This is a genomic window from Parasphingorhabdus sp., assembly GCF_039982415.1.
Classification (GTDB): Bacteria; Pseudomonadota; Alphaproteobacteria; order Sphingomonadales; family Sphingomonadaceae; genus Parasphingorhabdus.
Genome location: NZ_JBDWYL010000006.1, coordinates 557,407 through 576,826, shown reverse-complemented (window position 1 = coordinate 576,826; position 19,420 = coordinate 557,407). Strand labels below are relative to the sequence as shown.

Below are 19,420 nucleotides of genomic sequence, written 5' to 3'. Positions count from 1 at the left end.
TCCAAGTGCACAAAAGACCTATTGCAGATCTTCGACACTGACCCAACCCAATACCCCATAAGCGTCTTTGACAGGCAGAAAAATGCCGTTCAATTCTCCTATTGGTGTTAGCGCAACACCAGGGCGGATTGCTCGGATAGTTTCCGCCTCGCGCGACGGTTCCAGATAAAGGAAGGAATCTGCTGCCGCCAATACGGGGGCTGGCCCTTCTTCAATTGTTGAAACCTCTTCCACTGGTTCCTCCGGCTTTTGACCTGCCCCTAGAGCCTGTGCCTGCCTCACCATATTATTATAGGCGATGACAAAGCTCTGAATCATTTCCCGCCCGGCTTCCTTCTTGGTATATCGCAGTTCTGCGGATGCTGTTTCAACACCAAGCATCCAATAGCCTTCCGGCATCCGTGCCATGGCATCATCGTCATCGTCGTGAAATTTGAGTTTGGTCTTTTGAACCAGTCCGGTTCCGGCAGCGATAGCGCTATTTTGCGCGGTTTCAATCAATGTCAGGCCCGTGACTACGGTATTCTTCTTACCAATCCCGACCATCCCCGCCAGACCGTTTACGACGGCTCCGGCGAGAGGAACCACCCCCGCAATATCGCCAGCGGTTCCCAGCCCGCTTCGATAACCGCTATTCTGCGCAAGTGCAGCCGCATTGGCGAATCCAGCGCTGTTCAAATTGGTCGCTTTCGCGACTTCAAACTTGTCCCCGGCAACGACAGTCAGCAAATAATTTGCTGCTTGCGCGCTATTAGGGTCATAGAGCGTAAAGCAGCCTGATTGATTGACTAGGGCCTCGACTATCGCGGTGGGACTACCCAGTTTTTTGTCGACCCAACTGCGAGAATCTCCTTCAATAACGGCAATCGTGCCCATTGCATCCTTGCACTTCACCAATTCTATTGGCCTGTGTTTCGATCCGGCACTGACTGGTGTTGCAGCCACGATAGCCCCGCATATAGTGGCGGCTGCAATAAGGGTTCTAAAACGGCTGAGCATCACAGGCTCCACCGCTGATTATTGCCATAGAAACAGTCCCAGATCTGAATTTTCCCGCCGTCGCGTTTTGATTCAGGGCCATGGGCGTCAAGGCAACGTCCAGTGGCTTTGTGGACAAAGGCGGTGCCCCCTTCTGATGTCTCTCGCGCTTCCCATATCTGCGCCTCTTTGCCATCGCAGCCAAAGGAGCGAACAGGGGCGCCTTTGTCCGGCCCGACGGCCTCCAGACACATGCCACTAGCCGCGACCAGAAGCCCGTCATCGGGCAAAAAGATAAACCGCTGGTTCTGGCTGCCAAGGCATTTCCAGACTTGAATCCTGCCGCCTTGCTTGCCGACGTCGGGACCATGCAGGTCTAGGCACATGCTGTCTGCGCTGGTAACCGGCCCAGTGATCTCGAGGTCAATCTCAAGCGGATCGGGTCTATCGGCCAGCGCGAAACCATCGGGCGTGAGCAGCAACTCGTGCCCCAGCCGCACTGCTTCGAACGCCTCTGGATAAGAGAGTTCGACGGGTTCAAGGGAGAATTTCGGTGCGAGCAGGCCTTCGCCACCGGAGGCGAAAATTGTGCCATCTTCCCGAACGGTCCATTCCATTTCGCGCTTCAACAACGCGTCATAGGCAATCAGCTTTTGCCGGTCGGTTTGACGCAATTTGGTTGACGTGACCATACCTGGTTCCACCACCCAAACAAGCAAATGCGTCCATCCTTCCAGTGCGAATACATGGCCGGCCTCTATGGCGACCTGCTTGTTCAGTTCGCGGAGTCGCCAAATGCCGTCAATTGGGAGTGGTTGATCGGGCTGTAGTGCATCAATCTGGGCGAGGTCCGCACGTGGGCGATCATCCTGGGCCATGGCAGGAGCCGTTTGTCCCAGCAGAATGGCGAGCAGGAGAAACTGCCTGAAATGAAACCAGAACCCACGCCCAGTATTTTTTGTATTTGTCATCGGTTCGACTCCTCTGCAATTGGCAACTGAATTGCCTCAGACCGGTCTGGTTGGAAATGGGGTCAATCCCCCAAATGCTGGCAAGTAACTATAGCTATGTAGTTGGTTCCGCGGTTTACCCATGATTGTCGGATACCACGCACATATCCCTAACGTAGCCGCGATTTTCGACCTAAGGGCTGTCAAGGAGAACTCAGTCTGATAATTGGCGTTTTGCCGAGATTCGGAGGATCACACTCACAGGATATTTACCGAAAGCGAAAATGCTATTCAAACGTCTGCTTTTCTGCCAAAAGCAGCCAGAACCAGACAGTCTGGTGACGGCTCAGTTGCTGACGATCCGGAAATGATATGAGCGGTCATTCAGGAATGCGTCCCAAATTCCGCCGTTCCGATGGCCCCCGCGTCATCCCGAAAGCCGACATTACAGCATAGTGCTCTAAATTGGGCAGCTGGATCAGATCGTATCGACAAATTACGCTTGAATTACATTCCGCCAACTTTACGATCCTAAGTGTTAAAGTGTTGGGAAACTTGGATCAATGAAACTTGCTTTCACGAATAGATTTGCACGCTGTTTACTTGCGGTAACCATAGCCGCACTGCCTATGCCGGCTATGGGTCAAGCGCCGGATATCGATTTAAGAAATACGCCGATAGGAGAGCTATTCGGACGCGATCCTGCAACAATTCTGGCAGAAGCGGAATTCGCAACATTTCCAGTTGATCCACAATGCGCCAGCTTTCCATTTCGTAACAATGGTGCCGATGTTACCGCCTTTGCCCCTCGGCGTCCTGCGAGCCAATTGCGGGCAGAGGACCATCAGCTTTTGATGGAAGACTATCGGGTGCTTTTGAATGCCCGTGAGCAAGCTTGGGTCGTCGCTGATCCCGATGTAGCAATCGAGGCTTCCCTGGAAGTCGTGAAAGACTCTCAAACAACCTTTGGGGTTCCTAGCGAACAGTTTGAAGAAGCCGCTGGTTTCCACGGAGAATTGCTGCTTGAAAATTTCCACTATGAAGCAGCGCGGAATCATATAGCCGCCGCAGTTTTTTCAAGCTGCCGGACTGCGGGCACAGACGGCGCTCAAACAATAGCGAAACTTGATTCACTGGCCTATGCTACAGAACTATCAGGCGACACGCTGACCAGCGCAAGGCTGCTTAGCGATCTGGCAGACCGGATTCAAAAAGCCAAAGGAGTTGATCATCGCGATACGATTGCTGTGCGGGAACGCTATGCCCTTGCGCTGGCCGATCTAAACCGAAGCGACGAGGCGGAAGCAGTACTTCGACAAACTCTTGCCGCTGCGAGAATGAGTTTTGCATCGAACGAAATTGGCCTGATCAACAGTATCAACAACTACGCATTCATGTTGGGTACCAATGGCAAGTTGGAAAAAGCTATTCCTTTGCATGCTGAAGTTGTTGAGAAAAACAAGGCTCACTTCGAAACAGGCCATTCGCGGCACATAGCGGGAATAGGCAATCTTGCTGTCGCCCTTTTGAAAGCGGGGCGTACTGAAGAAGCAGCTCCTTTGATCGCCGAACAAATGCACCTTGTTAAAACTAGCGAACAACCTTCAGTTTATGAGATTGCGGTGGCCTTACTCAACCGGGCTGATCTGGCGACGGCAGAACAGCGTTTTAGTGAGGCGCGTGAAGACCAGAAGCTGGCTGTCGAGATATATGAAAAGATCTACGGCGAAGATCACCCGGTCACACGACGTGCGTTCCAAAAACTATGGCGGACATTGCTCCGTCTTCAGGATAAGACAGCCCTTAATATTGCCGAGAAGGCCGCTGCGCACGCGAATAATCGTCGCAACGCATTGGGCTTTAGGGTCGGTAGTACCCTCCACCGCGAACGCAACCTAGCAAGTGAAAGCGAGGTGCAAACCCTTTATCTCGATAGCCTCTGGATAGCGGAAAAACGTGACTCATTGAGCGTGAACAACAAAGCGTTCCCTGCGTTGCAGAGAGCTTTGCAGTCACCTGTCAGCAGAGCTTTCGGGGGAGCCGTGGCTCGCAGGACGGCGGCAGCACGTTCTCCGCGATTGGGTGAACTTGTTGATCAGCGTGAACTGCTATCGCGCGGCTGGGAAACGGCTGAACTGGAGCGAATTCAATTACTATCTGGCGGACCTTCAAAATCAACCACTTCTCTGGTTAAAAAAAGTCAGCTGCAGCAGGAACTGGCAGCCCGGATGAGCACTATCGATGATCAGTTGAAGAACGAAGCTCCGGACTTTTTTGAGCTGTTAAGACCAGAACCGGTTGGTATAACCACTTCAACGGGACTTCTTCGACCCAATGAAGCGGCGCTTCTTCTGCAGCCGGGAGAGTTCGGGACTCACGTCATGTTGATCACCGCAACCGGTGTAAACTGGCATCGCAGCAATTGGTCGCGCGACCGCATTGATGCAGCTGTGCAGCGGTTGCTGTTCGATGCCGGATCGGCAATCAAAGTGCCAGATGAAATCCAGGAGCGTTGGGATGACGAAGGGCGAGGATATTTGTCCTATGATCGTAAGCTTGCACATGAAGTCTATCGTGAGTTGGTTGCTCCATTCTCACAGGAGCTGGAGGGTATTTCGCAGATTTTCACAATCGCGGGCGGCTCGCTCTCGAGTTTGCCCTTTGCAATATTGGTCAGCAAACTGCCGTCAAATGGAGACGACTCCAATGCCTCCACTCTTCGTCATACACAATGGATGATCGATGACTTCGCACTTGCGACCTTACCATCCCTACAATCACTTTTCCAATCGCGCACGCGTCAAACGGTTTCCAGAACGTCTGGCAGAAAAAAATTCATCGGTTTTGGTGATCCCTTGCTTGATGGACCGATGGTCAGTCGTTCAATTCAATCGGAAGGTAATAATGCAGCTAGCCTAGAAGCTGGAGCGGTTTTTGGCGTTGACAAGAACGGCGCAAACAACCTTGTAAAAATAGACAAGGTTAGAAAACTCATTCGGCTGCCGGGAACCGCGGAAGAACTGAAAATGCTCTCCACGTTGCTTGGCCCAGATGAAGGAACGCTTTATCTGGCAGACAAGGCTACAGAACCAGCTTTCCGCGAAGCTGATCTCGATGCAGAAATAGTGGTTTTGGCAACACACGGCCTGCTCGCAGGCGAGCTTGATTTTTTGACCGAACCGGCGCTGGTGATGACGCCCCCTCAAACCGTATTGCCCGGCGATGATGGGTTGTTAACGGCCTCCGAAGTGACTCGGTTGCGAATAAATGCAGAATGGGTTGTCTTGTCGGCATGCAATACTGCAGCTTCCGACGGTAGAGAAGGAGCGCCGGGGTTGTCGGGATTAGCGCAGGCGTTCTTCTATGCCGGAACAAAAAACATGCTCGTTTCACACTGGCCTGTTCGTGATGATGTGGCAGCGCGCATCACTGTCCGGGCGATTGAGCTAGAACAAATCGGTGAAGCGGAATCCCGCGCAAATGCACTAAGGCAAGCGATTTTAGAATTGCGGGCCGACACCAGTCTGGACAACAGCGATGATCATTTCGCCCATCCATATGCCTGGGCACCTTTCATATTGGTCGGAGACAGCCAATAGATGCAAAGGGCCAATCTATGCGAATAGCCGAAGTTGCGATGCCCCAATGCCTCTCTTTTCGATCCCAATTGGAATACGCGATAGCTTCTCGATTTGCGCGAGCTAATGTCCGCTTTTGCGCCCATAGCAGCCGTTAGAACCGCTTGGCGCTCATGACTACAACTGGGTCGTTAGCGGAATGGCAACTTTGTTGTCGGCGATGACCGCTATATCCCGAAAGCGGATGTTTGCCTACACTTTTCAGAATGTCCGAAACTGGCGGTGAAAGCGGAATTTCGGTTTGAAGTATGAGAAATTGAAAAAGCCGACGCTATCCTTGTGGCGAATCTCTGACTTCTAGGCTTGCAGCAAGCGCCGATATCCACCCATCCTATTCTCCGCATCTTCTAAACAAATGTTTGGAAGGGCGTTCCAGTGAGCATTGCTGCAGCTTCGTCAATGAAGGTGCCGCCGGTCTCGCTGTTAGCCATCGCCACGATGCCTCGTTTCGTCTCTGGATCAGCAAGCGAAAGAGCAGTGTAGCTTGCGCCGTTTCGCCCCCAGTGTTGATAGTAGAGTTTGCCCTGAAAGCGCTCTAGGCCCCAACCAATACCTGACGGCATATTCGGTTGGTCGGGGCGCTCCGACTGAGGCGTTAGCATAAATTTTCGCGCCTCATTGCTGATAAGGCCCGCTGGTTGGTTTCGATCAGGTAACATGAGCGCAAGGAAGCGTGCATAATCACTGGCCGTCGCACGAGCGCTGGAGGGAGCGTTAGCTAGCGCGTAGTCAGGCAACTGCCATAGCCATTCGGGTTTGTCCGCTAGGGTTGAACCTTCGGGCCATTCAATCACTTCATTAATCGCGCGGATATCGGCCTGACGAAGAGACGAAAGCTCACGGCCCCATCGGCTTGCGATCTTAAGGACCAGAGATCCATACTCCCTACTGAATTGCAAAGCATCGGGCATATTCTGTCCGCTTGCATCGAGAGAGTGGCCGAATACCTCTCGACGGTCACGATCCGGCAACCATAGAAAGGCCATATCTTCCAACCCAGCGGGAGCGAAGAGATAGCGTGATGCGGCTTCGTGTAGACTAGCATTTTCTATCGCCTCAACCACCTCCTGCAACCAGGAATAGGCCTCGCCCGAATAACTGTAGCCGGTTCCTGGTTCGAAAACCGGTTCGAGAGGAACGCCTTCTTTGCGCTCCCGCCAGTTTGGCAGGCCCGTCGTGTGGGTTAACGTATGGCGCACAGTTATGGCCTGGGACCACGGTGTACCCGAATAGCCGATTGGTCTAACATAATCGGAAAGTCGGTCATCCAGCTGGAGGCGGCCCTGCTCAATCATGTTCATCACGACATAAGCGAAGATAGGCTTCGATAGCGACGCGACCTGGAAGAGAGTCTTGTCTGTGATCGGATCTTGAGTGGCGGTATTGCTAAAGCCAAAGGATTTGGCCCATGCCACTTCGCCTTCCTCGAGAATTGCAAAGGAGGCCCCAGCTACATTCCGTTTCTTGAAGAGATCTTCAAGCCTTGAGATCATCATATCATTGGGTATCCAGCTTCGTACTGGGACGGCGACCTCCGCCAGCATTGCAGGTGTCATTCCGGTCAAAGCTGCAAGCGCGCCTGCGTTCTTTAGTACACTTCGTCTTTTGATCATCGAATATCTTTCTGAAAGTAATGGTGCCGATTGATTTTTGCCTGCTTTAGTCAACTTCACCAGATTAACGACTTGTGTGGGGGAAAACCGACAATCACAGTCACCGCCAATCGAATGGCTTGTGGTGTTGCGAATATAAGGTGAGCATTTCTCCTCCACTTGCGCTCAATGAAAGTAAAACATGGCTGCTGGGAAACATGTTTTTATGGCGTTTGAAATCCTCTCAAAGACGCAAGTATCATGTCGTTCAAGATTAATGTTGGCTAATTTTGCTGTCGAAGGTACTAAATTCGTCACTTAATTAAACAAATTGAAGAAAAACGCCATGCGCCTGGATAAGTTCGACCATGCCATCTTGAACGTGGTTCAACGTGACAATCAATTGACCCACGCTGAAATCGGTTCCGAAGTCGGATTGTCGAATTCTGCGATTCGGCGCAGGCTCAAGCTTTTGCGCGAGCAAGGAATCATCGCTCGCGACGTGTCGCTTCTCGCCAGAGATAGTCATGGCGTTACGGTGATTATCGATGTCACCTTCGCGTTGGATACACCCAAAGCCTATGCTGACTTCGATCAAAAGATGCACGAAGATCCGATGGTTAAGCAAGTGTACCATGTCTCAGGAACGACAGACTATGTCTTGATCGTGCAAGGCCCATCGCTGGAATGGTATGAAACCTGGGCAAAGGAAGCATTGATGAGCGACGAGAACCTGCAGCGCCATGACACACGAGTCGTCTATTCCTGCAAGAAATTCGAGACATCGCGCGAGTTGGAATAAGCTTTTTTTGTACTGGCGGTTTTCTGCCATTGACCACCGTCAGATCGAATGACCGCAATTGGGTCGTTGTCTGTCAGACCGGTTTTGGCACCAAGATCAACCTAACGGCCAGTCCTCTACCAGGGTGCGCGAACCTGCTTCCTGTTGCCCGGTTATGGAGTGGGAAGCGGACTTTGACGTTCATGAATGCTACCGGCAAAAATCGCCCGAAAGCAGACGTTTCAAATTCTTCCCCCAAGGGTTATGTCTGGTTATTGAAGGGAACTGATTGTGGGAATTCAATATAATTGGACAGATAAGCGGGCTGATGAATCCGATATCACATTTCCATACAAAGATTGGCAAATCATCGAGCCAGCTATTGAATCGTTAAAATCAAGAACAGGGATCTACATCGATCCATATGCGGACACCAGGCTTAGCAATGACCATGCTGTTCTGCTGCGCAAGTTGATCGCTGAAAATGTCAACAATCCCAGCCCCGAGATAACAAAATTGTGCGGCATGCTGGCTGAGAGTGGTCAAACCGGCCGATGGCTGTTGTTCTTAGGTGACTGATAGTCCGTTGAATCCCGAAAGCGGACACTAGCGTTGTGGCTGCTTTATCCCGAATGCGGACGTTGGCGACATAAACAAAAAGCCCCGCCAGATTACTCGGACAGGGCTTTGGGGTAAACTTGTTGATTGGCTTAAGCGTAGCTGACTTTCACATTCACTTTACGCTGACGGCGCATTGCTCCGCCAATGGTACCAAAGCCAAAGATCATGAACGCCCAAGTCGCGGGTTCTGGAACGCTAGGAGCTATGGCGGTAAATGAAATTCCATCCGAACCGTCGAAGTTGAAACCAAATTCGGTTGCGCCGCCCGTTCCGATAAAATTCAAGCCAGCAGGGCAGGCTCTGTTCAACGCGTCAAAACTGGCAGCACCATCATTGAGACATAGTTCAGTCGCGGCCGAGCCACCCGCGCCAGTTAATGCAAAAAAGGCAAAACTTGTCACAGCCCCGCCGGTGACCGTAAAACTATTCTCCAATTGGTTGGTCCAGTTCACTGCTTCAGACCCTTCGGGCAGTGTAATTCCAGCTGGCGTAGTGAAAATGTTCACGGCAGAAGCAGATCCTGATCCACTGCCACCAAAAGATACAAATGATAAATCTACAGATCCCGTAAGCGAACCCGTATTAGGTCCCGAATCTAACTCAGCTGAAAAGAGAAAAACCGTAGCGGCCGCCGGGCTGGCTGTCATAGCTAGACCTGAGGCAGCTAATGCTACCTTGCAAAATGACTTCATTACAAAATATCCCCAAATAAGTAGCAACACCTCTTGTCAAAGTAGTGCTTTTTTTGCGACCTCGAAAAAGTTTACTCTGCATCTAATCAATGTCAAGTTTCCCTAATGATAATTAACCATCACAAAATCTATTAACTTGCTTGGTACAGCTGGAAAATTCTCAAAAACCCAGTGCCCGCTTTCGGGATAAACCGGACGTTAGAACAACCTTGCTATGTTGGAGGCAGGTAGCTGCATCACTTAACCTCCAAAGAATTGATACCTGTGAATCGGGCAATCGAGAAAACCATCGAAAAGGCGTTGGGGAAATATCCCGATAGGCGAAGGAGATAGCGCAAAAACCTAGAGGGCCAGAATTGAAGGCAGAGTTGTGTCGGATTTTCGAAATGATCTAGAAAACACTGTAATTTTGGGGTTAGCTGGCGGAGTCGGAGGGATTCGAACCCTCGATAGGTTTAACCCTATACACGCTTTCCAAGCGTGCGCGATCGACCACTCTGCCACGACTCCGCATTGCTCATCAGAATCATAAGTGGTTCGAAACTCTGACAGCGCCGCCTCCCTAGGGCGCAAAACGCTCTTTCGCAAGGGCTTGGTTGGGGTTAAGGTTGGATCATGACAAAATTTTTCCATATTGCCTCATTGGCCAGCCTATGCGCCGCCACGCCTCTTATGGCGCAAGAACCTCCAAAACAGGCGTTTCCCAGCCCTAATGCGATAGTCGATGCCGCCCCGGCGAGCGACTGGAAAGCCATATCCGCCAGCGACCTGCTGATCATGGATCTGGCGCCCAATGCCAAAGGTGAAGCGCGCCGCGTGGTCATCCAGCTGATGCCGCCGCCTTTCTCGCAAGGCTGGATCGGCAATATCCGCAAGCTCGCCGCAGCCAAATTCTGGGACGGCACCAGCATCAACCGAGTGCAGGACAATTATGTCGTGCAATGGGGGGATGCGGGATACGACAATCCGGAATCAGGGGAGACGGAGCAGAAGGCTTTACCAGAAGGTTTGGTTGAGGTGCCGGAGAGCGAGTATGTGACATCAAAGCTACCGGGCTTTCCAGATTTTCCGCTAAACTCCGACAGACTGTCGGATAAACACAGTTCTTTGATTATTAACGCAATGATTATAGCGCGAATTGACCGGGACCAGTTAAGCCTTCCCTCTGAGCAATATGAAGACGGTTTTCTAGATAAGTTAAGGACCCAAGTGTCAGACCGTTACTCAGATTTGGCAACAATTGTAAATGGTTGGCCACTTGCAGCTGAGCTGAATGCCGAAACAAGAGTACCCAAATTTTGGCCCGTCCACTGCTACGGCATGGTCGGCGTCGGTCGCAACCTCTCTCCCGACACCGGCACCGGCGCCGAACTCTATACCGTGATCGGCCACGCGCCGCGCCATCTCGATCGCAATATCGCGGTGGTCGGACGGATTATAGAAGGCATCGAGCATCTCTCCAGCCTGCCGCGCGGCAAGGGGCAGCTGGGCTTTTATGCCGATCCCAAGAAACGCGTGTCGATCCAGTCCATCCGCTTGGGCAATGAACTGCAAGAATCGCTGCAGCCGCAATTTGAATATCTCGACACAGGAAGCAAGGCCTTCGGGCAATATGCCGATGCCCGCGCCAATCGCCGCGACCCGTTTTTTATCAAACCGGCTGGCGGCGCGGATATCTGCAATATTCCGGTGCCAGTACGGCGGGTGAAGGCGGATTGAGTTTTGCCTTTCCTACAGAGAGTGAAGACGATAAATTCTCGCTATGCCAATCTCTGTCTTCTCTGCTGCAAAGACTCCGCTGGATAGCTACGCCGGACCAGGCGCGTCGCCTCAAAATGATGACCATGTGAATTGTGTGAACTTTGAAAAAGGAACCTGTTGATATGCCCCCATTTTGCAGGACAGCATTCATGGTGACGCTGCTAGCCGGATCGATGCTGATGGCCGGGACTGCCCAGGCGCAGGAGGAAGCCGTCCAGCCTGAACCCACACCGGAAGAGATTCTCAACGCCGCGCCCGCTGATCACTGGCTTCCTATTCCGGTCAATGATCTGATGATCTTCACCTTGCCCGATGATACCGATGGAAATCCTCGCCAGACAGTGATCCAACTCATCCCAGCCAAATTGTCCGGCGCCCATGTTCGCAATGTCCGTAAATTTGCCAGTCAGCGCTGGTGGGATGGAACAAAAATCTATCGTGTCTCCAAAAATTTCGTCACCCAATTTGGTGGGAACCCCGACAACAAGAAGCTGCCGAACAATCTCGAAACCGTGCCGGAGAGCGACTATTATAATTCGGCGCTGGGGGCCAAGCGCGATACAGATCAAGCCGCATTGAATGCCGCTGTCTCCTATAGCAATGAATATCAGGGCACCGAAATCCGGCCGCTGATGAAGATGATTTATGAAAGCTATGGCATGAAAGTGGGCTTTGCCGCTGGCTGGCCAGTGGGGACCAAGGGTGGCAAGGCCTTTCCACTAACCTGCCGCGGCGCACTGTCGCCTGCGCATTATGATCCGCCCGATGCCGGCAGCGGTGCGGAAATCTCGATCATCACCGGTGAAGCGGCGCGCAGTCTGGATACGACTTTCGGGATGGTCGGACGCGTCATCGATGGTCTGGAGCATGTTACCAATCTGCCGCTGGGAACCGCAGCCGGGGGATTCTATGCCGACAAGTCCGAGCATATAAGGGTCACATCAATTCGGCTGGCCAGTGAATTGCCAGTGGCCAAGCAGCCGCGCTATGAATATCTTGCCAGCTATAGTCCTTCGTTGCTGCAATATATTGAAGCCCATGGCGGCTATGGCAATATTTGCACAGTTCCGGTGCCAATTCGTCGTATGAAGCCGCTTTAACCGAGTAAACGCGCCACCGGATAGCCCGACCATTGCTTGATCGCACGGATTGCAAAAGCGCTGTGCATGGCAGCAACGCCGGGCAGGCGCGCCAAACAATTGCGATGAATATCATCATAGTCGGCAACATCCCGCGCCGCGACCCGCAGACGGTAATCGGCTTCGCCAGACATAAGATGGCATTCCAATATTTCATCAATCTGATGAACCGCATTTTCAAAGGTCGAAAAGGATATTTCGGTTTGTGCCGTCAAGCGAATCTCGATGAAGACATCCAGTTGCAATCCGATTTTGCGGTTATCCAATTCCGCAACATAGCGTTTAATCGCGCCATCTTTTTCCAGCATCTTGATCCGACGATGGCAGGCAGATGGCGACAGTCCGACTTTTTCGGACAGGCTTGTTAAGGGAAGCTGGCTATCCTGCTGCATATATTCCAACAATGCGATATCGAGTCGATCCATTGAATTTTTTCCGAATATTTTGTGGTAAATTCGAATTATATTTTCACATTTCGCATTTTAAAACAACTATTTCGAAATTATTCTTGCGCCATTTCCGTTATTATCGGCTGAACATATTTAGGAGACTCGATCATGCGCGTTGGAACACCCAAAGAAGTCAAAAATCATGAATATCGGGTTGGCCTGACCCCGGAATCGGTGCGGGAATTATCCGCCCATGGCCATGACATATTGGTTGAGACCGGAGCCGGTCTCGGCATTGGCGCGGACGATGCCGAATATGAAGCTGCTGGCGCCACAATTACTGCCAGCGCTTCCGATGTTTTTGAACAATGCGACATGGTGGTGAAAGTGAAGGAACCTCAGCCCGCTGAACGTGCAATGCTGCGCGAAGGGCAGATTTTGTTCACCTATCTCCACCTTGCTCCTGACCCAGAACAAACCGCTGACCTTGTTCAGTCAAAGGCGACCTGCATTGCTTATGAAACCGTCACTGGTTCGGGCGGTCTACCACTCTTGAAACCCATGAGTCAGGTCGCTGGCCGGATGTCAATTCAAGCGGGCGCCACCGCGCTGGAAAAAGCCCATGGCGGGCGCGGAATTTTGCTGGGCGGCGTACCCGGCGTTTCTCCAGGAAAAGTGACGGTTATTGGCGGCGGCGTGGTCGGCTTTAACGCCGCGCAAATGGCCGCCGGGCTGGGCGCTGATGTCACCATATTGGATCGCAATCCCGAGGTGCTGGAAAGCCTGGGTCATTATTTTGAAGCCCGCGCAAAAACACGCTTTTCGAACAAAGCCAATCTGGCAGAATGTGTCGCTGAAGCTGATCTGGTAATCGGTGCGGTGCTAATCCCGGGTGCCGAAGCCCCGAAATTAGTGACCCGCGAGATGCTGTCGACCATGCGGCCGGGTTCGGTATTGGCCGATGTGGCGATTGACCAAGGGGGCTGTTTTGAAACGTCCAAACCAACCACCCATCAGGATCCAACTTATGTGGTCGATGATGTCGTCCATTATTGTGTCGCCAATATGCCTGGCGCGGTGTCGCGAACATCCACCTATGCGCTCAACAATGTCACCCTGCCCCACACGCTGGCCATTGCCAATAAGGGCTGGGAAGCCGCATTGCGGGATGATGTCCATCTTGCAGAAGGATTGAACGTGTGGAATGGACAGGTCACTTATCAGGCCGTGGCCGAAGATTTGGGCTATGAATATATGCCGGTTTCGGAAATAGTGGGCCATAAACCCGAATAGAGGATCGTTGACATGGCAGCAGCAGACCAGCAACCGCTTGGTTCCGGATTTCCCCCTAAATCTGAGCCCCATGAATTGCTCGCTGCGATTGATTTGACCGGCAAGACCGCCATTGTCACTGGCGGCTATTCCGGCATTGGTCTGGAAACGACAAAAGCGCTGGCGGCCAAGGGAGCGACCGTGATTGTCCCGGTGCGCGATGAAGCCAAGGCCGCGGAAAATCTTGCAGGTGTGGAAGGCAAAGTCTACTCTGCCACTATGGATCTGGGAGACCTTTCCACGGTCCGCCGCTTTGCCGAGGCCATGGCAGAAAGTCTTGATCAGGTTGATTTGCTAATCAACAATGCTGGCATCATGGCCTGTCCGCTAGCGCGGGTTGGCCCGGGCTGGGAAAGCCAATTTGGCGTCAACCATATGGGGCATTTTGCGCTCACCAAAGGCCTGATGCCTTTGCTCGAAAAAGCCGATAGTCCCCGGGTCGTCGCATTATCGTCCATCGCCCATCGGCGCAGCACTATCTTATGGGATGATATCCAGTTTGAAAATGGCTCCTACCTTAAATGGGTGGCCTATGCGCAGGCGAAAAGCGCCAATGCGATGTTTGCCAATGGCTTGAGCCGCCGCATGGCCGGCTTTGATGGTCGCGCTTTTTCGGTCCATCCGGGCGGTATCTTGACGCCATTGCAGCGCCATTTACCGAAAGAGGAGCAGATGGAATTGGGTTGGATCGACGAAAATGGCGAGCTGAACAAAAATGTCGCGGCCATATTCAAGACGCCAGCGCAAGGCTGTACAACAAGCTTGTGGGCGGCGACATCTCCGCTGCTCGACGACAAACATGGACTCTATTGTGAGGATTGCGATGTCGCCCAGCTGGCCGGCGAGGACAGTCCAACCTATTTGCATTGCGCGCCGCATATCGCTGATGAAGACGCGGCCGAACGCTTATGGGATATCAGCGAAACGCTGCTCGCTAGCGCTTGATCGCCGATGACTGAAATCCCGCCCCGCCTCGACACCCAGTTTAGCGGCTTGCTGGTTCGCGATGACAGCGGCTTTGTTCTGCAGGCCGATAATGGCCATAATTATCGGCTCGAAATGATCCGCACACCAATTGATGCTGTAGAAAAACGCGTAATCGTAACGGGTCTGCTTTCCGGTCCAGATCTGATTGAAGCCGAGGCGGTTCGGCTCGCCGACGGGGGCCCTATTGAACACCCCTGAACCGGTCATAACCCGCGCGCATGCCGCAGACGTCCTTGCCTTGCACAAGCTAGTGGAAAGTGCCTATCGCGGCGAAAGCGCAAAGCGCGGGTGGACACATGAAGCGGATTTGCTTGGCGGCCAAAGAACCGATCGCGAAGCGCTACAAGCAATAGTTGGCCAAACCGATAGCGTCATTCTTATCGCCAAAATTGCAGACCAGATGATCGGCTGTGTTCAGTTAAACCGCGTCGACAATGGCTTGGCTTATCTCGGTTTGCTGACGGTTGACCCCGATCGCCAAGCCGGCGGACTGGGTAAAATATTGCTGCGCGAAGCTGAAGATTTTGTCTCTCGCCATTGGCAAGCCCAGATGATTGAAATGACCGTCATCCGCCAACGCGATGATCTGATCGCCTATTATCAGCGGCGCGGCTATAACTTGACCGGAGAAAAGCGTCCCTTTCCTTTGGATGATCCGCGTTTTGGACTGCCCAAGAATGAGCAATTGGAATTCGTGGTTTTACGCAAGACTTTAACGGCAGCCTAGGCCGCCTTGCCTTCCAGCGCCTTTTGCCGGCGGCGCTGTACGGAACTGCCCAGGCCAAGCGCTTCGCGATATTTGGCGACGGTGCGCCGGGCAATGTCAAAGCCTTTGTCTTTCAGCAAAGCGACCAGTTTGTCATCCGACAGGATTTTCTTGGGATCCTCGTTATCGATCAACGCCTTGATATGACTTTTCACCGCCTCCGCACTGGCGGCTTCGCCCCCTGTGGACGATTGGATACCGCTGGTGAAGAAATATTTCAGCTCAAAGGTACCGCGCGAACAAGACAGATATTTATTGGATGTCACACGGCTGACGGTTGATTCATGCATTTCGATCTTGTCGGCGACATTTTTCAATGTCAGCGGGCGCAGATGTTCCACCCCTTCACGAAAGAAATTTTCTTGTTGTTTGACAATTTCCGTGGCGACTTTGACAATTGTCCGTTGCCGCTGATCTAGTGCTTTGACCAGCCAGCTGGCATCCGCGAGGCAATCATTCAACCATTCTTTCGATGCCTTGTCCTGAGCGCCGTCTTTCAATTCTGTAAAATAGGTTCGATTGACCAATACTTTTGGCAAGGTGGCGCTATTGACTTCGATTATCCATTTGCCTCCCCGTTCGGCGATGAAAATATCCGGTACCACCGCTTGCACATCACCGCCGCCTATTTTGCAGCCGGGCTTTGGGTCATAGGCCCGAATTTCCGAGATCATGTCCATCAGATCTTCGTCATCCACGCCGCACATGCGCTTGAGTTGAGGCAAAGCGCCTTTGGCAAGCAGATCCAGATTATCGATCAACCGGGCCATGGCCGGATCATAGCGATCGGCTTCCTTGGCCTGTAATGCTAGACATTCGGCCAGATCACGCGCGCCAACCCCGACAGGATCAAGGCTTTGCACTTCCGTCAATATATGTTTCACATCATCAAGCTGAACCCCCAGCCGATGCGCAAATTCCAGAAGGTCGGCCTGCAAATATCCGCATTCGTCAATTTGATCGATCAGATGCTGTGCAATGAATAAGTCTGTGCCGGACAATATCGCGCCTGCTTGTTCCATCAAATGATCCGCAAGGGTTGTTTCCGCCACCAACATATTTTCAAAATCTGGCGCCTCGCCGCCGCCAGCAGCGCTTCCCGAACTGGCCGCGCCATTTAGCCCAAGCCCGCCATCCAAAGCGCCGTCGCTTTCACTCAAGCTATTATTGGAAAATTGATCGTCAGCGCTGGCCATATCGAGAGTGGATTCCGCTTCCGCAGGACCAGAAGACAATATTTCATCACTGCCTTGCGTGCCTGGTTCGGGCGGCGCTTCCGCCCCCGGATCACCGCCATCTTGAAATTCTGTGCTCTGCTCACCGGTATCGAGCAGCGGATTTTTCTCAATTTCTTCGGCAATATAGGTTTCAAGCTCGAGATTGGACAAGGCCAGAAGTTTGATCGCCTGCTGCAATTGCGGCGTCATCACCAGCGATTGGCTTTGCCTCAGATCAAGACGGGGCCCCAATGCCATTAAGCAAGCCGCCCCACGATTTCGATGGCACTGACTCTATGGCCAAAAAATGTGGGCGAATGGTTCACAAGGCAAAACCTTCACCGAGATAGAGCCGGCGCACATTTTCGTCTTTGACCAAGGCTTCCGGACTGCCGGCGAACAGAACCTGACCATCGTAAATGATGCAGGCGCGGTCAACAATATCGAGCGTCTCCCGAACGTTATGATCAGTAATCAACACCCCTATGCCGCGGTTTTTCAATTGCACCACGAGATCACGAATATCCGAGATGGAAATCGGATCAATACCCGCAAACGGTTCGTCCAATAATATGATTGATGGGTCCGCGGCCAAGGCCCGCGCAATTTCACAGCGCCGCCTTTCTCCGCCTGACAATGCCATAGCAGGTGATGCCCGCAAACCAGTCAATCCGAATTCATCAAGCAATCGGTCCAGCTTTTCAGCGCGCACCGCTTTGTCATTTTCCACCATTTCCAAAACAGCAAGTATATTTTGTTCCACCGTCATACCACGGAAAATCGATGTCTCCTGTGGCAGATAACCCAGTCCCAATATCGCCCGGCGGTACATCGGCAAGGGCGTGATATCTTCACCGTCCAACATGATCCGGCCTGCATCGGGGCTTACAAGCCCCATGACCGAATAAAAGCAGGTGGTCTTGCCAGCACCATTGGGTCCTAAGAGCCCAACCACTTCGCCTCGTCCCACGGATAGCGAGACATCGGACAAAACCGATCGTTTGTCATAGCTTTTGGCGATCGAAACCACCGCGAGGCCATGTTCCATCGCATCGCTGGCCATAGCCGAGCCGGCATTAGCCGGTGATGATGCGTCTATAGTGGTCGCTTGATTCATTGTTGTCCTTTGGTTCAGATCCTGTTTGAACCCGATTAGATTAGATAATGGTTAACAACATGGCCCAATTTACTCAAAATTGGCAAGCTTTATGCATGATTGATCGAAAATGGTTCTTTTTGGCGCTTAAGCGCATTGTTTTATCGCTTAATAGAACCGTGCACGGCCAGCGCAGTGTCAATAATTGTTAATATTGCAATCGAAAAATCGAAATTTATTCGCCGCGCTGCGGTACCGTGAACGTCCCTGAGACCCGGCCATTTGAACCCTGGGTCGCTGGTGCCGATCCGCCCGCGGCCCGGCCATCAATTGTCGACCGGCCCGAAGCCAGATCGATAATTACGCGTCCACCTGACAATTTATTGGTCCCTTGCGTCAAGGTCACTCCGCCAACCAAGGTAATCAGCCGCCGGTTCAAATCATAAATAGCGACATTGCCGCTGGCTGTATCGGCCCCTTTACGGATCGTAACCCCGCCAGACGCATCAATCCGGTCGACTTCAATGCCGCCGCTATTGCGATAGGCTACCGTCATACGCGAAGAATTTAGGACTAGTCCCGCTTGTTCAACGCGAACGGCCCCGGACAGGACCACCCGATCGGCCCGGTCTTGCACTTCTATGCGGCCTGCATCGAAGTTAACCGGCGCATTGCTATTATGCCCCCCGAAAACTTGCGCGGGCGCAGGGCCGGCAAAAGACAGCATTGCTGTGGAAGCAAGCATGACGCCTGCGGAAGCGAAAAGGAAAGACTGTTTTATCATTTACCGCCCTCTTAGTCCCTTTTGGACGATACGCAACTTCGCATTGCCATCCAATGTGACCGTCCGTTCGTTCATATTGGCGCGGAGATTATCGGCACGAAACGTTCCGATATTGGTGCGCCCTTCCACTGGCGCATCGCTGTTCAATGTCCGGTTTTTCAAATCAACTGTGACGTTGTTGGTTGTCAGTCGATATCCGCCCGCGCTTTCCAGCTGCACTGGTCCAGGCACGGTGACATCTTCACGGTCCATATCATAACGCCCTTCGCGAGCCCTTATTTGCGCAGGGCCGTCACCCAGCAATATCCGTGCAGACAAATCTTTTAATTCCACCACCGCTTCGCGGGAACTTTTCTGCACAGCGGATCCGGCTTTGATGGAAAAGGGCCGTCCTTGGCTATCCTCGCCGCGGTACATCGCTTCAGTGACCCGCATCCGCTCTTTCGCGACGTCCACACTATCCTTGTCGAGCACGAAACTAAGCTCTCCACTCGTTGTAAAGGGGGCCAATGCAAGCACAGCGCCCAATGCGCCAACGCCCAGCGGCAATATGACGCGCAACAACCGGATATTGCGGTCGTGCGTGCCGCCGGGTGAAGCAAATTGCTGCCTTTTGCTTTTTATATGATCGGTAAATTTGGTCATTGAATTGTGAATGCTAAGCACCCATCAGAATGTATCATTGCTGAATTTCTCG

19 protein-coding genes and 1 tRNA gene are annotated in these 19,420 nt (G+C 52.4%); 10 read left to right on the top strand and 10 right to left on the bottom strand.

Translation table 11 applies throughout. The annotated features are described in order from the left end of the window. Window positions 1–18: 18 nt before the first annotated feature. Window positions 19–999 (bottom strand): SH3 domain-containing protein, encoded by a 981-nt coding sequence (locus tag ABJU74_RS08465; RefSeq protein WP_348383489.1) that lies wholly within the window; start codon window positions 997–999, stop codon window positions 19–21. Further along, a complete protein-coding gene (locus ABJU74_RS08460; RefSeq protein WP_348383490.1) occupies window positions 999–1,949 on the bottom strand; it encodes an RICIN domain-containing protein in 951 nt (316 codons plus the stop codon). Before ABJU74_RS08460 ends, ABJU74_RS08465 begins: the two co-directional genes overlap by 1 nt. A gap of 833 nt (window positions 1,950–2,782) precedes the next feature. On the opposite strand from ABJU74_RS08460, the gene ABJU74_RS08455 reads away from it, so the two are divergent. Then, window positions 2,783–5,527, top strand: a complete 2,745-nt coding sequence (locus tag ABJU74_RS08455; RefSeq protein ID WP_348384012.1) for a CHAT domain-containing tetratricopeptide repeat protein — start codon at window positions 2,783–2,785, stop codon at window positions 5,525–5,527. 386 nt (window positions 5,528–5,913) lie between these two features. Here the strand turns inward: ABJU74_RS08455 and ABJU74_RS08450 are convergent, their stop codons facing one another. Continuing rightward, window positions 5,914–7,233, bottom strand: a complete 1,320-nt coding sequence (locus ABJU74_RS08450) for a serine hydrolase domain-containing protein (protein WP_348383491.1) — start codon at window positions 7,231–7,233, stop codon at window positions 5,914–5,916. 271 nt (window positions 7,234–7,504) lie between these two features. Between ABJU74_RS08450 and ABJU74_RS08445 the strand changes: the two genes are divergently transcribed. Both ABJU74_RS08445 and ABJU74_RS08440 read left to right on the top strand, forming a co-directional pair. Continuing rightward, complete coding sequence (locus tag ABJU74_RS08445; protein ID WP_348383492.1) at window positions 7,505–7,960, top strand: Lrp/AsnC family transcriptional regulator; 456 nt, start codon at window positions 7,505–7,507, stop codon at window positions 7,958–7,960. Between the two features lie 270 nt (window positions 7,961–8,230). After that, a complete protein-coding gene (locus tag ABJU74_RS08440; protein ID WP_348383493.1) occupies window positions 8,231–8,518 on the top strand; it encodes a hypothetical protein in 288 nt (95 codons plus the stop codon). 131 nt (window positions 8,519–8,649) lie between these two features. Here the strand turns inward: ABJU74_RS08440 and ABJU74_RS08435 are convergent, their stop codons facing one another. Then, the gene (locus ABJU74_RS08435) at window positions 8,650–9,066 is read right to left on the bottom strand and encodes a PEPxxWA-CTERM sorting domain-containing protein (RefSeq protein ID WP_348383494.1); all 417 of its coding nucleotides are present in this window, start codon (window positions 9,064–9,066) and stop codon (window positions 8,650–8,652) included. Between ABJU74_RS08435 and ABJU74_RS08430 the strand changes: the two genes are divergently transcribed. Then, window positions 9,059–9,358, top strand: a complete 300-nt coding sequence (locus tag ABJU74_RS08430) for a hypothetical protein (RefSeq protein ID WP_348383495.1) — start codon at window positions 9,059–9,061, stop codon at window positions 9,356–9,358. The genes ABJU74_RS08435 and ABJU74_RS08430 overlap by 8 nt on opposite strands. Window positions 9,359–9,672: 314 nt before the next feature. Here the strand turns inward: ABJU74_RS08430 and ABJU74_RS08425 are convergent. Continuing rightward, window positions 9,673–9,762 (bottom strand) — tRNA-Ser (locus ABJU74_RS08425). A 105-nt stretch (window positions 9,763–9,867) separates the two neighbouring features. Between ABJU74_RS08425 and ABJU74_RS08420 the strand changes: the two genes are divergently transcribed. Then, window positions 9,868–10,971 carry a peptidylprolyl isomerase gene (locus tag ABJU74_RS08420; protein ID WP_348383496.1) on the top strand — a complete coding sequence of 368 codons (1,104 nt, stop codon included), beginning with the start codon at window positions 9,868–9,870 and terminating at the stop codon, window positions 10,969–10,971. 191 nt (window positions 10,972–11,162) lie between these two features. Continuing rightward, window positions 11,163–12,113 (top strand): peptidylprolyl isomerase, encoded by a 951-nt coding sequence (locus ABJU74_RS08415; RefSeq protein ID WP_348383497.1) that lies wholly within the window; start codon window positions 11,163–11,165, stop codon window positions 12,111–12,113. On the opposite strand, the gene ABJU74_RS08410 is transcribed toward ABJU74_RS08415, so the two are convergent. After that, on the bottom strand, window positions 12,110–12,577 hold the full coding sequence (locus tag ABJU74_RS08410; RefSeq protein ID WP_348383498.1) for an Lrp/AsnC family transcriptional regulator: 468 nt from the start codon (window positions 12,575–12,577) through the stop codon (window positions 12,110–12,112). The genes ABJU74_RS08415 and ABJU74_RS08410 overlap by 4 nt on opposite strands. Before the next feature lie 132 nt (window positions 12,578–12,709). On the opposite strand from ABJU74_RS08410, the gene ald reads away from it, so the two are divergent. The 4 genes from ald to ABJU74_RS08390 are packed head-to-tail and all read left to right on the top strand — an operon-like array spanning window position 12,710 to window position 15,587. Beyond that, the gene (gene ald, locus ABJU74_RS08405) at window positions 12,710–13,834 is read left to right on the top strand and encodes an alanine dehydrogenase (RefSeq protein ID WP_348383499.1); all 1,125 of its coding nucleotides are present in this window, start codon (window positions 12,710–12,712) and stop codon (window positions 13,832–13,834) included. A 12-nt stretch (window positions 13,835–13,846) separates the two neighbouring features. Further along, a complete protein-coding gene (locus ABJU74_RS08400; RefSeq protein ID WP_348383500.1) occupies window positions 13,847–14,818 on the top strand; it encodes an oxidoreductase in 972 nt (323 codons plus the stop codon). 6 nt (window positions 14,819–14,824) lie between these two features. Then, complete coding sequence (locus ABJU74_RS08395) at window positions 14,825–15,058, top strand: DUF5818 domain-containing protein (RefSeq protein ID WP_348383501.1); 234 nt, start codon at window positions 14,825–14,827, stop codon at window positions 15,056–15,058. Continuing rightward, window positions 15,045–15,587 (top strand): GNAT family N-acetyltransferase, encoded by a 543-nt coding sequence (locus ABJU74_RS08390; protein WP_348383502.1) that lies wholly within the window; start codon window positions 15,045–15,047, stop codon window positions 15,585–15,587. Before ABJU74_RS08395 ends, ABJU74_RS08390 begins: the two co-directional genes overlap by 14 nt. Here ABJU74_RS08390 and rpoN read toward each other — a convergent pair. The 4 genes from rpoN to lptC form a co-directional block, all read right to left on the bottom strand. After that, a complete protein-coding gene (rpoN, locus tag ABJU74_RS08385) occupies window positions 15,584–17,101 on the bottom strand; it encodes an RNA polymerase factor sigma-54 (protein ID WP_348383503.1) in 1,518 nt (505 codons plus the stop codon). The two genes, ABJU74_RS08390 and rpoN, sit on opposite strands and share 4 nt — an antisense overlap. A 64-nt stretch (window positions 17,102–17,165) precedes the next feature. Beyond that, a complete protein-coding gene (gene lptB / locus ABJU74_RS08380) occupies window positions 17,166–17,906 on the bottom strand; it encodes an LPS export ABC transporter ATP-binding protein (protein ID WP_348384013.1) in 741 nt (246 codons plus the stop codon). A 268-nt stretch (window positions 17,907–18,174) separates the two neighbouring features. Beyond that, window positions 18,175–18,723: an LptA/OstA family protein gene (locus ABJU74_RS08375; protein ID WP_348383504.1), complete on the bottom strand. Its 549-nt coding sequence runs from the start codon at window positions 18,721–18,723 to the stop codon at window positions 18,175–18,177. Next, window positions 18,724–19,368 carry an LPS export ABC transporter periplasmic protein LptC gene (gene lptC, locus ABJU74_RS08370; protein ID WP_348383505.1) on the bottom strand — a complete coding sequence of 215 codons (645 nt, stop codon included), beginning with the start codon at window positions 19,366–19,368 and terminating at the stop codon, window positions 18,724–18,726. Between the last annotated feature and the right edge of the window lie 52 nt (window positions 19,369–19,420).